At 44.1% G+C, this 14,205-nt stretch carries 11 protein-coding genes; 2 read left to right on the top strand and 9 right to left on the bottom strand.

Annotation, left to right across the window (positions count from 1 at the left end; translation table 11 throughout):
• Positions 1-55: 55 nt before the first annotated feature.
• From QUB66_RS04630 to acnB, 4 genes are all read right to left on the bottom strand, one after another.
• Positions 56-436 (bottom strand): cupin domain-containing protein, encoded by a 381-nt coding sequence (locus QUB66_RS04630; protein ID WP_375339817.1) that lies wholly within the window; start codon positions 434-436, stop codon positions 56-58.
• A 143-nt stretch (positions 437-579) separates the two neighbouring features.
• Positions 580-1,032 carry a nucleic acid-binding protein gene (locus QUB66_RS04635; protein ID WP_332966695.1) on the bottom strand — a complete coding sequence of 151 codons (453 nt, stop codon included), beginning with the start codon at positions 1,030-1,032 and terminating at the stop codon, positions 580-582.
• Positions 1,033-1,035: 3 nt separating this feature from the next.
• Entirely contained in the window at positions 1,036-1,392 is a 357-nt protein-coding gene (locus QUB66_RS04640; protein WP_332966694.1) for a hypothetical protein, read from the bottom strand.
• Between the two features lie 361 nt (positions 1,393-1,753).
• Positions 1,754-4,369, bottom strand: coding sequence for a bifunctional aconitate hydratase 2/2-methylisocitrate dehydratase (gene acnB, locus QUB66_RS04645; RefSeq protein ID WP_332966693.1), 2,616 nt, complete (start codon positions 4,367-4,369; stop codon positions 1,754-1,756).
• 328 nt (positions 4,370-4,697) lie between these two features.
• Here acnB and QUB66_RS04650 point away from each other — a divergent pair, with 328 nt between their 5' ends.
• Entirely contained in the window at positions 4,698-8,639 is a 3,942-nt protein-coding gene (locus QUB66_RS04650; protein ID WP_332966692.1) for an EAL domain-containing protein, read from the top strand.
• Positions 8,640-8,961: 322 nt separating this feature from the next.
• Here the strand turns inward: QUB66_RS04650 and QUB66_RS04655 are convergent, their stop codons facing one another.
• Complete coding sequence (locus QUB66_RS04655; protein ID WP_332966691.1) at positions 8,962-9,852, bottom strand: SAM-dependent methyltransferase; 891 nt, start codon at positions 9,850-9,852, stop codon at positions 8,962-8,964.
• Between the two features lie 29 nt (positions 9,853-9,881).
• Between QUB66_RS04655 and QUB66_RS04660 the strand changes: the two genes are divergently transcribed.
• Positions 9,882-10,730: a sulfotransferase domain-containing protein gene (locus tag QUB66_RS04660; protein ID WP_332966690.1), complete on the top strand. Its 849-nt coding sequence runs from the start codon at positions 9,882-9,884 to the stop codon at positions 10,728-10,730.
• 13 nt (positions 10,731-10,743) lie between these two features.
• On the opposite strand, the gene QUB66_RS04665 is transcribed toward QUB66_RS04660, so the two are convergent.
• The 4 genes from QUB66_RS04665 to QUB66_RS04680 are packed head-to-tail and all read right to left on the bottom strand — an operon-like array spanning position 10,744 to position 13,816.
• Positions 10,744-11,808: a glycosyltransferase family 4 protein gene (locus QUB66_RS04665; RefSeq protein ID WP_332966689.1), complete on the bottom strand. Its 1,065-nt coding sequence runs from the start codon at positions 11,806-11,808 to the stop codon at positions 10,744-10,746.
• Positions 11,805-12,182, bottom strand: coding sequence for a 6-pyruvoyl trahydropterin synthase family protein (locus QUB66_RS04670; protein WP_332966688.1), 378 nt, complete (start codon positions 12,180-12,182; stop codon positions 11,805-11,807). The genes QUB66_RS04665 and QUB66_RS04670 overlap by 4 nt, the downstream gene beginning before the upstream one ends.
• A 4-nt stretch (positions 12,183-12,186) precedes the next feature.
• Positions 12,187-13,167 (bottom strand): zinc-dependent alcohol dehydrogenase, encoded by a 981-nt coding sequence (locus QUB66_RS04675; protein ID WP_332966687.1) that lies wholly within the window; start codon positions 13,165-13,167, stop codon positions 12,187-12,189.
• On the bottom strand, positions 13,160-13,816 hold the full coding sequence (locus QUB66_RS04680; protein ID WP_332966706.1) for a RibD family protein: 657 nt from the start codon (positions 13,814-13,816) through the stop codon (positions 13,160-13,162). The genes QUB66_RS04675 and QUB66_RS04680 overlap by 8 nt, the downstream gene beginning before the upstream one ends.
• Between the last annotated feature and the right edge of the window lie 389 nt (positions 13,817-14,205).

Here is a 14,205-nt window from a genome sequence, read left to right on the forward strand (position 1 = left end):
ATTGCCCCTATAATTTTAATTGCGTGTAATTTTAATTTTCCGTTAAGCTGCCCGATCAATCTTCGTCAGCGGCATCTTGGGGGAAACGGATAATATCATCATCGCCAAGGTATTCGCCATTTTGGATTTCAATCATCACCAGAGGAATCACGCCGGGGTTTTCCACGCGGTGAGCGGTATTCATGGGAACATAGGTTGATTGTTTCTGCATGAGAATTGTCTCTTTGTCATCGCAGATAACTTTAGCGGTACCGGAGACGACAACCCAGTGCTCGCTGCGGTGATAGTGCATTTGGGTGCGGATGTGGTGTCCCGGTTTGACTTCGATGCGATTGATCTTGTAACGATCGCCCGCGTCTATGACTGTAACTTTACCCCAAAACCGAGCTTGCGTGCGATCGTCCGTTTTTTCTGTTGTGTCCACTGTTTCCACCATGCTGTTGATCTCGCTAACGGTGTCTGTAAAAATATTTATATTTGAAAGTATATCAGGGAGAGGGTAAGTCTGTAAGTGCGATCCTCTTCGAGGGCTTCGCTAACGGGCTTTTGGTGAATTTTTTATCTGATAATCCAGCTTCATCAGATCGATAGCCATTCACGAGCATCCACAAACTGAGACAAATGCTTCACATTTGTTGTAGCAATTACCACTTCATTTCCCTGATTTGCTTCCAATATTGCTTGAGCCGCCAGAATCACATTCCCATCAAGTGCATGGGGATCTGCCGTTGGCCTTCCTCTGCTTCGTGCATCCGCCCACAACTGAGCAGCTAAAAGCATTACCTCCGAAGTCAAAGGACGGTATGGAATTTCCGCTTTCAGTTCATCAAGTCGTTTAATACTTGCCAGCTTACCTGCACGAATTAATTCACGCCTCACCTCATAGTCAGCAATTTCAGGAAGCATTACAATGTAACCTTTTAGCAGCAAAGATTGCAGCCAGAGTTTACCTTCTTGATATAAAGGAGAGGCGGCTTTGGGATTTGTGACAATTCCTAAAAGCCCAGAATCTAACAACACTATTTTGCTCATGGACTATATATGCACGGGGTTTTCTTCTAGTGCCTTGCGGAGAACTTCAGCGGTTTCTGTTTGTTCCTGTTCATCTCCATCGTCTACCCAAGACTGTAGCAGCTTGCTCAGAGCTTCGTGCTGCTGTAGGGGATCGATTGTCTTAATTTCGGCTATAGCTTTTGTCGAAGTATCGGGAGTTATTGGCTTAACTGTCACAGTTTCCAGAAATAACCGCATCATCTGAAGCAAATTCGGCCAATATGCTCTCGGAGTTTGCTGAATTACACTGAGAAACTCTACAATTTCATTGCCAATGCGAGTTTCTGGCGCTGAAGTTGTTGTCGCTGGACTTTCACTGATTAAAGCTTGTTCAGACATAATCACTTTTCTCCTTTCTCGGATTTATATGAATTGCGATCGATTTATAAACTTAGTAGTTTGTAGGGTGTGCACTGCGCACCGGTTGACTTTGAGCAGCGCCGGATATCACTAGACTTCTTGCATAAATCTTTGATTAATACGAAAACCGCAGATATAAGGCAGATAAACGGAGATAAACGCAGATAATTTCAAGATACTTTCGACTTTTGCCACAAGTCTACTGATTTACCTGCGTTTCATCGTCTTGATACCGTCAAACCAACTTTCGTATAACTTGTTGCGCACCCTACAAATTCAGTTGGTGAAACCCACTCTACTTTTATTGTAAACAAAAGGCGGGCAATTGCCCGCCCTTGAATTACTTGCTCAACACACCTTCAGGAATTCCCAAAATATCCTCAATGCGCGGCATATCTTCCAAAGCAATCACTCGCCCTTCATCCTCAAAACCAGCAATTTGATCGAAATTCAAATAGCGATACAAATCGCTAGCAAAAGGATCGATTCTCTTCGACACAATCTCCATGTATTCTTCGACTGTGGGAATGCGACCCAACAGCGAACAAACTGCTGCTAATTCTGCCGAACCGAGATAAACTTGTGCATCTTTGCCCATCCGGTTGTTGAAGTTGCGAGTCGAAGTTGAAAACACCGTTGTGGCATCTTTGACACGCGCTTGATTGCCCATGCAAAGACTGCATCCCGGCATTTCCGTGCGCGCTCCAGCGGCTCCAAAAATGCTGTAATAACCTTCTTCTTTTAGTTGCTGTTCGTCCATCCGAGTTGGCGGACAAATCCATAGGCGAGTTTTCACTTCCCCTGAACCTTCCAATACCTTCGCAGTGGCGCGGTAGTGGCCGATATTTGTCATGCAAGAACCGACAAATACCTCGTCAACCCGATCGCCCGCAACCGCACTCAACAGCTTCACATTATCCGGGTCATTCGGTGCAGCCACAATCGGTTCTGTAATCTCGTTCAAATCAATTTCGATGATTTCCACATACTCCGCATCAGCATCCGCTTCTAGCAACACCGGATTAGCCAACCATTCCTCCATCTTCGCCACCCGGCGCATCATCGTCCGCGCATCTTCATAGCCCCGCGCTACCATATTTTTCAGCAGCGCGACATTAGAACGAATGTACTCAGAAACAGTCTCCACACTCAATTTAATCGTGCATCCGGCGCAAGAACGCTCCGCCGAGGCATCGGTCAATTCAAAAGCCTGCTCGACCTTCAAATCGGGCAAACCTTCAATCTCCATAATCCGCCCAGAAAAGACGTTTTTCTTATTCTGTTTCGAGACTGTCAGCAAACCTCTTTGAATCGCTACATAGGGAATTGCATTCACCACATCTCTAAGCGTTACTCCCGGCTGCAATTCACCTTTAAATCTGACTAAGACCGATTCCGGCATATCCAAAGGCATCACGCCCAAGGCGGCAGCAAATGCCACCAATCCCGAACCCGCAGGAAAAGAAATTCCTAACGGAAAACGAGTATGAGAATCGCCACCAGTTCCCACTGTATCCGGCAATAACATCCGGTTTAGCCAAGAGTGAATAATCCCATCTCCAGGACGCAAAGCTATGCCCGCCCGTTGTGACATGAAATCTGGTAATTCGTGGTGAGTTTTGACATCAACTGGTTTTGGATAGGCGGCGGTATGGCAGAAACTTTGAATCACCAAATCAGCGCTAAATCCCAGACAAGCCAGTTCTTTCAATTCGTCGCGAGTCATTGGCCCGGTGGTGTCTTGCGAACCGACTGTGGTCATGACTGGTTCGCAAGATGTACCCGGACGAACCCCGGACAAACCGCAAGCTTTCCCTACCATCTTTTGAGCTAAGGTGAAGCCTTTTCCGGTATCGGCGGGAATAGTTGGACGGGTAAAAATTTGGCTAATTCCTACTCCTAAAGCTTCGCGAATTTTGTCGGTTAAAGTGCGTCCGATTAATAGCGGAATGCGGCCGCCGGCGCGAACTTCGTCGAGGATTGTGTCGGGTTTGAGGGTGAAGGTGGAAATGATTTCTCCGGCTTCGTTGGTGATTTCTCCTTTGTAGGGATGGATGGTGATTACCATGCCGGTTTCCATTTTGGCGACATCGCATTCGATCGGCAATGCGCCGGAATCTTCAGCGGTATTGAAGAAAATCGGGGCGATCGCACTTCCTAGAATATAACCGCCGTTGCGCTTGTTGGGTACAAACGGAATATCGTTACCAATGTGCCACAGCACGGAGTTAATCGCCGATTTCCGCGAGGAACCGGTGCCGACAACATCGCCGACGTAGGCTACGGGATGGCCTTTTTCTTTCAATTGGGCGATCGTTTCCAGAGCTCCGGGCATCTTGCTTTCGAGCATCACCAAAGCGTGTAGGGGAATGTCTGGCCGCGTGGTAGCATGAGGTGCAGGAGACAAGTCATCGGTATTGGTTTCTCCGGGGACTTTGAAGACTGTAACGGTAATGGCTTCGGCTAGTTCGGGGCGGCTGGTAAACCACTCGGCATCAGCCCAAGAATCGACTACCTGCTTGGCGTAGGGATTGGTATCCGACAGGGCGAGAATGTCGTGGAAGGCGTCAAATACTAATAGGGTTTTGCTCAAGGCGCGGGCTGCGGTGGCGGGAATCGCGATTTCGGCAGTGGGATTGAGCAAATCGATTAAAGATTGGACGTTGTAACCGCCCATCATTGTCCCTAGCAGATAAACTGCCCATTTGGGAGCAATTAGGGGGCTGTGGATTTCGCCTTTAGCAATGCCGGTTAAAAAACCAGCTTTGACGTAGGCTGCTTGGTCTACTCCAGGTGGCACGCGATCGCGCAATAATTCGATTAAGGCTTCTTCTTCTCCCGGTGGCGGATTTTTCAGCAACTCGCAGAGTTCTGAGGTTTGCTGGGCGTCTAGCGGCAGCGGTGGAATTCCCAATGCGGCTCTTTCGGCAGCCTGTTGGCGGTAAGATTCAAGCATTTCTCCTCTCTCCTCGGATAGTTTTGGGTAGTTGTTGGCAGATGACATTACTTTTTAGAGTAGGGGCTGGCGTTGCACATTTGGCAAAGTGCCCCGCTATACATGAAAATTTAACGCAACTTGAGAAACTGTAGACTTTCATCCCAAAGACAGATGCGATCTCCATCTGGGGCGCAGCTAAAACTCCAGCCGATCAGTTTTGGGGGGCTGAGTTGCATTGTTCTGGTTAAGATTAATGTGGTGGCGGTCGATCGATCGTCCTCTGCATCTGAAATCCTCACTCACCACAAGTGTAAAAAAGTTATCCGCTCAATGGATCAATTCAAAAATGGAAAGTTTTATTCCTGAAGACAGTCAGGGCTGTGCAGCCAAGCCGGACTTGTACGAAGAGTTGCAAGGAACCAAAGAGTTACTGCTGACGATCGCCAATTCGATGCCCATGCCCATGATCGTCAGCAGTCTGCCTGACGGCATAATTCTTTATAGCAACGATTTATGCCGTCAGGCTTTCGGGCTTAAAGCCTTCCAGTCGATCGACCACCAAAAAGTATCCATCCTCTACAACCAGCCTGCTGAGCGCCAGGAAATGCTGGAGGATCTCGCCTGCAACGGACACGTCCGCGAGAAAGAAGTCCGCCTCAAAAAAGCTGACGGGACGCTGTTTTGGGCAACTGTATCGATGCGGTATTTGACATTGCTGTCGGAAAAAACTGTTTTGTCGGTGTTCTGTGACATTACCGAGCGCAAGCTAATCGCCGCCAAGGAGCAGGAATTGCTCACATCAATCCACTTGCGGGCTCGCCAGCAAGCGGCCGTCGCTTACTTGGGGCAGCAGGCCCTGGCAGAAACAGATTTGTCCGCACTGATGGACAAAGCTGGGGTGTTAATTGCCCAAACCCTAGATGTCGAGTATTGCCAGTTTTTGGAACTGTTGCCTTCTGGCCATGCTTTTCTGCTGCGATCGGGGGTGGGCTGGCAGCCCGACCTTGTTGGTAGCGCTACTGTCACCGCTTCTAGTCGATCGCAAGCAGGTTACACCTTGCTAATGGGTCAACCGACGATTGTCGCAGATTTGCGTGTGGAAACGCGCTTTAGCGACTCGCCACTGCTGCACAACCACCGGGCTGTCAGTGGCGTTACTGTGATCGTTCCCGGCAATCGGGGACAGGAGAAAAGGAACTGGGGACAAGCAGAACCAGTGAAAACTGCTGAGTCGCCGGTCTGGGGCATTTTGGGAGTTCACAGCAAGCAAGAGCGGGTTTTCAGTCAAGATGACGTTTATTTTGTAGAAGCGATCGCCAATCTGTTAGCTGCGGCGATCGAGCGCATTCGATCGCAAGAGCGCTTACAAATGATGGAACGGGCGATCGAGAGTACCAGCAACGGTATTGCGATCGCCGATGCCACAGTTGCAGATAATCCAATTATTTATGTCAATCCTAGTTTTGAGCGGATCACGGGTTATAGCAGAGACGAATTAGTTGGAAAAAATTGCCGTTTTTTACAGGGAGAAAATACTAATTACCCCGAAGAAGTTAAAGATCTACGCAATGCTATTGAAGAAGGCAAAGAATGCCAAGTTATCTTGCGTAACTTTCGCAAAGACGGAACACCTTTTTGGAACGAACTTTCTATTGCTCCGGTATACAACTCGCGACGACACTTGACTCACTTTATTGGAGTGCAAACAGATGTCACCGACCGCCAGCGTTCGGAAGAAGAATTATTTTTAAAGTCCCAAGACTTAGCCACGTTCGGTGCCAATCTCAAACACTTGCACCGGATTACAACTTATCATTATCAAAATTTTGAAGAACTGGTTGCCGATTATCTAACAGCAGGCTGTTTAATGTTTGGACTTTCTATTGGCATCATGGCTGAAGTTCAGGATGAAACTTTTATTGTGCGGGCAGCGAAAGCAGATTTAGGATACTTTGTACCAGGCTTAGAATTGCACCTCAGCGATACTTACTGCGCTCCGGTGATTAAACTAAAAAAAACAGTTTCGTATTCTCATATAGGAGCAGATATGGAGATACGCGAACATCCAGCTTATCAAAAATGCCATTCGGAATCTTACATCGGAACGCCGATATTTGTTAACAATAAAATTTACGGGACTTTGAGTTTTAGTTCGCGAGAAATCAAAACAAAAAATTTTGAGTACCAGGAAATAGAAATCATAGAATTGATGGCTCAAAGCATCGGTAAAATTCTGGTGGTTCACCAAATGGAAATCGAACGCCAGCAAGCCGAAAAAGAGCGCTGCGAGTTGATAGTATCTCTCCAAGAAAGTGAAGAACGGTATCGCCGTTTAGTAGAACTATCTCCCGAAGCGATCGCCGTTTACATTCAAGGGAAAATTGCCTACATCAATGCCGCCGGCGCTAAACTCCTCGGTGGCATCTCTCCGGCAGAGCTCATCGGCTTTCCAATATTGAATTTCGTTCATCCAAACTATGTCGAAAAAGCCAGAGAGCGCATCAGGCAAGTCGAGGAAGAAAATCAGCCGATCGAGCTTGCCGAAGAAAAACTAATGCGGATTGACGGAGAAATAATCGACGTTGAAGTTGCCGGCATCCCTGCTACTTATCAAGGCTTAGCCGCCGCCCAAATTATTATCAGAGATGTCACCGAGCGCAAGCGAGTAGAAAGGCAACTGCTACACGGCGCTTTTCATGACGCGCTGACGGGTTTACCCAACCGCGTTTTGTTCATCGACAGGCTAGGACAAGCCATCCGCCGATCCAATCAGTCCTCCGATTATAAATTTGGTTTACTTTTCCTAGATTTAGACCGCTTCAAAGTAGTTAATGATTCTTTAGGACACATTCTAGGAGACAAACTGCTAGTCGCCCTCGCGGATCGGCTGCTAACCTGCGTGCGGGCTTCTGATACCGTCGCGCGGTTGGGGGGAGACGAATTCACCATCCTGCTAGACCACATTCAGAGCCTCAGCGACGCCACCGAAGCAGCTAAAAAGATACAAAAAGAACTGACGAAGCCGTTTCATCTCGAAGGGCACGAAGTATTTACCACGGCTAGCATTGGCATTGTTTTCAGTCAAGGCGAAGTCACAGCCAGTGGCGAATCGAATTCGTACACTCACCCAGAAGAATTCCTACGCGATGCTGACATCGCTATGTACCGCGCTAAAGCTTTGGGTAAGGCCCGCCACGAAGTCTTTAATTTGGCGATGCACGACCAAACTATGTCGCTGTTGCAGTTAGAAAATGACCTGCGGTTGGCTATTTTGGGCAAGGAGGAATTAGGAGAGAGCAAGGATCAATGTTCGCACTTTATTGTGCACTACCAACCGATTATTTCGATCGCCAGCGGTGCGATCGAGGGTTTTGAGGCTTTGGTGCGCTGGCAGCACCCGGTTCGGGGTCTAGTTCCGCCGTCTACTTTTATCCCTGTAGCTGAAGAAACAGGTTTGATCGTGCCTCTGGGAGCCTGGGTGTTGCGGGAAGCTTGTCAGCAATTGCGGATTTGGCAAGAAATGTTGATGGAAGAAGGAAGAAGGAAGAAGGAAGAAGGAAGAGGGAAGAGGGAAGAGGGAAGAGGGAAAAAATTATCTGTGACAAATCATCAATTATTTGTGACAAATCATCAATTATCTGTGACAAATCATCAATTATTTGTGACAGATTATCAATTATCTGTGACAAATCATCAATTATCTGTGACAAATCATCAATCACCAATTCCCAATTACCAGTTACCAATTATTGACCCTTCGCAATTAACAATGAGCGTCAATCTTTCTCCGAAACAGTTAGGTATGCCGAATTTAATCGAATATATAGATGAAATTTTGGCAGAAACTGGCTGCGATCCGAGCTGTTTAAAATTGGAGATTACTGAAAGTGCGATCGTGGAAAATGTGATGAAGGCCAATATTGTGCTCGCCCAATTAAAAGATAGAAATATTCGATTGTCGATCGACGATTTCGGTACTGGCTATTCGTCTTTGAGTTATTTGCACCGCTTTCCGCTGGATACGCTGAAGATCGATCGATCTTTTGTGAGTCGGTTGGGGGCTGTGGAAAACGGTGACAGCGGGGGTCAGCCTTTGCAGATTGTGCGGGCGATCGTGACTTTGGCTCACAATTTGGGATTAAATGCGATCGCCGAAGGCATTGAGACAGCCGAACAGTTAGCACAGCTTCGGGAACTAGGCTGCGAATTAGCTCAGGGATATTGGTTTTCTAAACCTTTGGACAGTAACGCGATAACTGAAATTCTTAAAAGACATATTTCTCAGTAGTCAGTTGGAAATTGGTAGTTGGCAGTTGTAAGTTCTCAAAAAGAAGAGGAAGAAATAACAAATAAGGTACACAATCATTGAACAATTTACTGGCTTCACTTTTTTTCAAGCCATAAAGCTTGATGGCTTGGATGACCATAGCAGCCGAGGTCGTAACCGTAGGGTTTTGGTATGGGTTTTGCGATCGCACAGCAGGATGAGGGACTACTTCCAGTCTATGTCATAACCGCCAAAGCGGTTGCTATATCGGGAGTCAGAATCAATGGGAGTCTGATTGATTCTGACTTCTGTATTATTTTTTATTTTTAATCAAAAACTTCACTTATTCCCAGTAACCCCAAAAGTCTTGATGCGCGACATTACAACTTAGTTGCTTTTGAGCAATCATTTGTTGTTTTTGACTCAACCAGCTTTTGAACTTTTGTTGTAAAGTTTCTTCTTCAAGAATTTCTGGAATCGATGCTTCCATAAACCCTAAAAGTAACTGAAGAAAAATGCGATCGCTACCACTGATTTCCCAGGGACTTTCTCCCTGCAACCCCTTCATCCCAATCCCCTGCATTGCTTCCCACATAAAAGCACCGCAGTCAGATCCCATGCCTCTGCCGAAGTCTTGAGGGCGCTGCATATGCCGATCGTAGTATTTAATAAACCCCGCATCCTCATCGGTTTGAGGAGTAAAATTCATACCCGTATAATTAAGAGTAGTCAGAATGGGCAATTGGTACTTATTGAGATATTTGAGGAAAATCTGAAATTGTTGTTTGCTAAATAGATCGAAAACGGCATTAGCAACAACCAAGTTGATCGTTTCTAAATTTATGAGATTTTCTAATTCTAAAATAGAACCAACGATTCCCTGAATAGTAATTTTATGGACTTGGTTTTCCAAGTTTAATCTTAAAGACTGATATTTTGAATCATATCCATTTTTGACTGCCCAAGATGCTAAACTAGCAAAAGCAATTTCCAAGAGTTCTTGATTTTGTTCAACCAGAAACCACTCCTGATCTTGGGAAAATTTGCTCAGATAGTAACGACAGTTAGCACCTGTACCAGCCCCCAAATCAACAATTCTCAGGTGTTTGTGTTTTTTTAAGTATTGCTGACAGCTTGCTTCAACAACAGGGTTACGGGCTATAGTATCATAAGGAATACGCAGTTCTAGCCATTGGGCTAATTGCTGATTTTTAGTCATCGCATTGTCAGTCATTAGAGTTCCTGCAAAAAAAATAATCTCAGATGCTTAATTATAACATTTTTAAACCTACTTTCATTATTATTGGAGAACGGAAGTGTGGAACTTCGTCTCTGTATAGGTATCTAATCTCTCATCCTAATGTACTTCCGTGCCAATTAAAAGAACCTCAGTTTTTCTCGAAGCCCGAATCATTCGTATTAACTCATTTTCCTGAATACCTTAAACTTTTCCCCAGTATTGATTTTCAAGGTGACATAAGTTTTGAATGGCCAGAATTGAACGAAGTGGGCATTGTTTATTTTGAAAATGTCCAGATCAAAAGAGAAGAAGGAAAGCAATATATCACTGGAGAAGCTAGCGCTAATTACCTGTGTGAAGCTAATCCTCATCTGCTCAAGCGGTTGTTGCCAGATATCAAGCTGATTGTCATCTTGAGAAACCCCACAGAAAGAGCATATTCCCATTATCAAATGTTTGTGCGATTCCAAGCGGAAGGCCGAAATCTTGGGTTTAATATCCGCACTTTTGCAGAAGAAGTTAGAGATGAAATTCAAAAAATAAGGGAAGGTGGAAGAGGAGAATTTGTGTTTCCGGGAATGTACATTAATCAAATAAGCCAATGGACGAAAGTATTTGGTAAAGATCGGATATTGATCTTGCATAATGAATCTCTAAAAAAACCTGAAAACGCTCAAAAAATAATGGACAAAATTGGATTATTTCTGGAATTATCCAGTTATAATTATGGCACTATTTTGAGCAAAAAATTTAATCTGGCTTTAAAAGAGGAACCTTCTAAAAAAGTTGCTCAAATGCTTTCTGAATTTTACCAACCTTATAATCAAGCGCTGGAACTATTTCTTGATAGAAAATTCAACTGGGATGTATGAGTCTCTAGCGTCATTATATACCATTTGTAAATGCCAGCAAAAAATCTTGATAAGTTTTATCCCAAGATTTAAAAGATAGATTGGCGGAGCGATGCAAAGCCTTTTTTTGTAACTGATTAAGTTCAGTATCATGTGTCAGCAATCTTCTGAGCCACCAAGAAAATTGCTCCTGCTTACCTAACTCTATAAGTATCCCATTAACATTGTTCTCAATCCAGTCACCAATTGCTCCGGTTGCATAAGCTAATATCGGTAGTCCGTGAACCACTGCTTCGGCGGTGGCCATAGAGTAAGTTTCATAGGTAGAAGAGGAGAGATAAAGAGCGCATTCAGGCAACAAATTAAAAAGAGTTTGTTGCGGAATGCCACCGTGTAAAATTATGGAATCTTCCATTGATGCAACCTTGATTAAGGAAACAATTTGCTGAGTGTAGCTAGATTCCTGTTCATAATCACCCACCAAGTGCAAAATAAAATTTTTAATCTTGATCTGAGTCAACATTTGCACTAATTCAAGCTGTCCTTTGCGCTGACAAATAGTACCGACAGCAATTAATTTGATCGGGCGATTTAAGTCATTTTTTTTTGGTTTAGATAAACGATCCTCTTGAGCCTTGGCGATGCCAGGAAATGCTACAGCAATCTTATGGTTTTCTACACCATGATTAGAGAGATAATCTCGCAGTTGAAAGCTGGGAATAATAATTCCCTGCATAGCTTTTAGCCATTGCTTCTCACCATTCCAAAGTGCTTCTTTTTCTTGAGATGAGTAGTAGGTATTCATCGATTCAAGATAGTGGAGCATCAGGTAAGTTCGCTGTGTATAGGGAAGAAATTGCTGTAGAGAGGCTTTGAATTCAGAATTTGCTAAGTAGAGTCCGTCAAGTATAAAAATGCAGCTATCAGGCAAAGTATTAAAATACTCAAATAGCTCAGTTACAGGGCTATTTAAACTATGAAAAAATCCCTTGCCTCTGGCTGACTGCTCTAGACGTTTGACAATTTCTAAATTGTAAATTGATCCTCCTGATATGTGACTCAGTTGAGGCTGAATAAAATGGATCTTAGCTTGGTTCATACCTGTGCTTCGTAACTTCCCCAGGCAATATGACTTTCCTCCAGCATGATGTTGAGAATACCTTGGAAAAATGGACTGACTTTTTTGCTGATTTGCTGGTGGATATAATAGGCCATGTATTCTGTTGTTGTATTTATGCCCTTGAATTCGACTAAATCATCTAGATTTTGGTAATTTAAGGGGGCGAGAATTTCTTGGAGAATGGCGATCGCCTTACCAATATCAATCACCAAACCATCTTCATCCAACTTGGCTATTTTAAATTGAGCAGTGACGATATAGGTAGCTCCGTGTAGCTTTTGGGCGGGCCCAAAAATTTCACCTTGGAAGCTGTGGGCAATCATAACGTGGTCTTTTACTGCAACAGAAAACATGATTTTAATACTCAACTAACGGTGACACTGGATGGGCTTGACGTTGATATAACAACGACATGAAATTTGGCAACTCTGGAAAAGAAATCACGGGTTGAAGCAGAATATCCAAGGTGGAATCTGCGAGCAAACCTAAGACTTGTTCTTTCCTTTGACGATAATCAATTAGCGATCGCTTCGGTTTGGCGATCGCCGAAACTTGAGAAGCGATAATTTGTTTGCGTTGGTAATGAAAAGAACCCCCTAATTGCAAGGAAACCGATTGTGTTCCATACCAACTTAGTTCAATACAGCGACCTTCAAAAGCCAGGGCATCAATTGCACTTTGCAGTCCAGAAGAGGAAGAACTGGTATGGAAAACAATATTGTAATTCCCCTCCAGACAATCAGTAGCTAAACGGGAATTTTGCAACCAAGGTAGTTGTTTTAGGTATTGAATTCTCTGCCCATCCAGTTCCAAAAAGTCGGGCTGAATGCCATACTCTTTGCTAAGGACAAAGCTAGTGAGAATACCAATAATTCCTCCACCAACAATCAGTATGCGATCGCTCTGACTCACTTTAGCATCCCAGACAGCATTTAAAGCTGTTTCCATATTTGGGATTAAAGTTGCTCGCTGGCTAGGCAACCAGTCAGGCAATTCTAAAGCATCTGAGTGTGCCACCACAACCCTTGATTGGTGGGGGTGCATGACAAAGAATCGTTTACCCCTTTCACTACCTGTATTAGCTTGACCAACAAGACTGTAACCGTACTTTAAAGGAAAGGCAAAACTACCTTCCATATACAAACAGCGCATCTTCTCCCAGCACTCTTCAGGCACTTTTCCCATACCTACCAACCTCTCCGTACCCGGACTAATCCCAGTACAGAGTGTTTCCAGAGATAAAGCATCTTTGGAGAGTTGCATCACGGGGGTTTCTCTAATTTCACCTTGACTAGGAGAGACGACCCAATATCCATAAATTTGAGAATTTTTAGACATCTTTATGATTAGGCAAAAGTTCCATCAGAATTTCCCCTTCAAGATCGAAGTGCTTCATTTGAAAGCGCACTCCTTCCCCAATAGAATCAACAACCGGAAGGGTAAAACTCGATCTTCCAGAACCCAAAAGCAACGGAGCAAAATGGAGGTGCAGTAGATTAATGGAATCAGTTTGTAAGAAATAGGATACGGTTTGTCCTCCACCTTCCAAAAAAATACTGGAAATGCCGTTTTCATATAAAACTTTTAAAATATCGGCAGGATATAAAACTGGCTTTTCTTCAGCATCTTTGCCAGGGGAAATAGGAATAGCCAAAATCTTCTCTTTGATTGCTTCTGGTAGTTTTTGACGCTGCTTTCCTTGAGGGTACAACACAATGGTTTTTTCATGGATAGCGATCATTTGCAAATCATCGAAATTCAAATCTTTTTGTCCCTCAATAATCACCGGAATTGGATTCTTGCCAGTTACTAACCGTACTGTTAACTTAGGGTTGTCAAGACTTGCCGTCGCTGCACCAACCATTACAGCATCATGCAGACTTCGCAAACGATGCGCGTGTTTCAAATTAGCCTCGTTGCTAATCCATCGAGAGTCCCCATTAACTGCGGCAATTTTACCGTCAAGAGTCTGTGCTAAGTGAGCCATCAGAAACGGACGTTTTTCTAAGCGAGCTTCTCTTTGAGCAACTAATATTCGCAGATACAAGGAGAAAGTCTGCCATCCCTTATTGATTCCTTCTCCTTTTAAATACTGGACATTTTTTATAAAATCAGTCTTTAAGGGAGAACCAATTTTGAAGACAATGGCAAATTTGACTTGAGAAAGCAGTTGATTAACAAAATTTGATTTTTGACTAAAATCAATCAGAATTAGGAAATCACTATTGTCAAACTTTGGTATTTGTTCGCTACCAAATTTCTGGAAAGTCCAGGAGTTTTCTCGATTACCTACAAAAGCCCAATATTCTTGTATTTCGGGAATTTCGTTATTGATAACTTCTTTGCATTCTAACAATGCCGACCAAATATGTTCTA

The sequence above is a fragment of the Microcoleus sp. A2-C3 genome, from assembly GCF_036706065.1.
Classification (GTDB): domain Bacteria; phylum Cyanobacteriota; class Cyanobacteriia; order Cyanobacteriales; family Microcoleaceae; genus Microcoleus.

Coding starts and splice junctions, on each gene's coding strand:
- QUB66_RS04630 (WP_375339817.1), bottom strand. CDS start 436: ATGGTGGAAACAGTGGACACAACAGAAAAAACGGACGATCGCACGCAA.
- QUB66_RS04635 (WP_332966695.1), bottom strand. CDS start 1,032: ATGAGCAAAATAGTGTTGTTAGATTCTGGGCTTTTAGGAATTGTCACA.
- QUB66_RS04640 (WP_332966694.1), bottom strand. CDS start 1,392: ATGTCTGAACAAGCTTTAATCAGTGAAAGTCCAGCGACAACAACTTCA.
- acnB (WP_332966693.1), bottom strand. CDS start 4,369: ATGCTTGAATCTTACCGCCAACAGGCTGCCGAAAGAGCCGCATTGGGA.
- QUB66_RS04650 (WP_332966692.1), top strand. CDS start 4,698: ATGGAAAGTTTTATTCCTGAAGACAGTCAGGGCTGTGCAGCCAAGCCG.
- QUB66_RS04655 (WP_332966691.1), bottom strand. CDS start 9,852: ATGACTGACAATGCGATGACTAAAAATCAGCAATTAGCCCAATGGCTA.
- QUB66_RS04660 (WP_332966690.1), top strand. CDS start 9,882: ATGCTTAATTATAACATTTTTAAACCTACTTTCATTATTATTGGAGAA.
- QUB66_RS04665 (WP_332966689.1), bottom strand. CDS start 11,808: ATGAACCAAGCTAAGATCCATTTTATTCAGCCTCAACTGAGTCACATA.
- QUB66_RS04670 (WP_332966688.1), bottom strand. CDS start 12,182: ATGTTTTCTGTTGCAGTAAAAGACCACGTTATGATTGCCCACAGCTTC.
- QUB66_RS04675 (WP_332966687.1), bottom strand. CDS start 13,167: ATGTCTAAAAATTCTCAAATTTATGGATATTGGGTCGTCTCTCCTAGT.
- QUB66_RS04680 (WP_332966706.1), bottom strand. CDS start 13,816: ATGGCTCACTTAGCACAGACTCTTGACGGTAAAATTGCCGCAGTTAAT.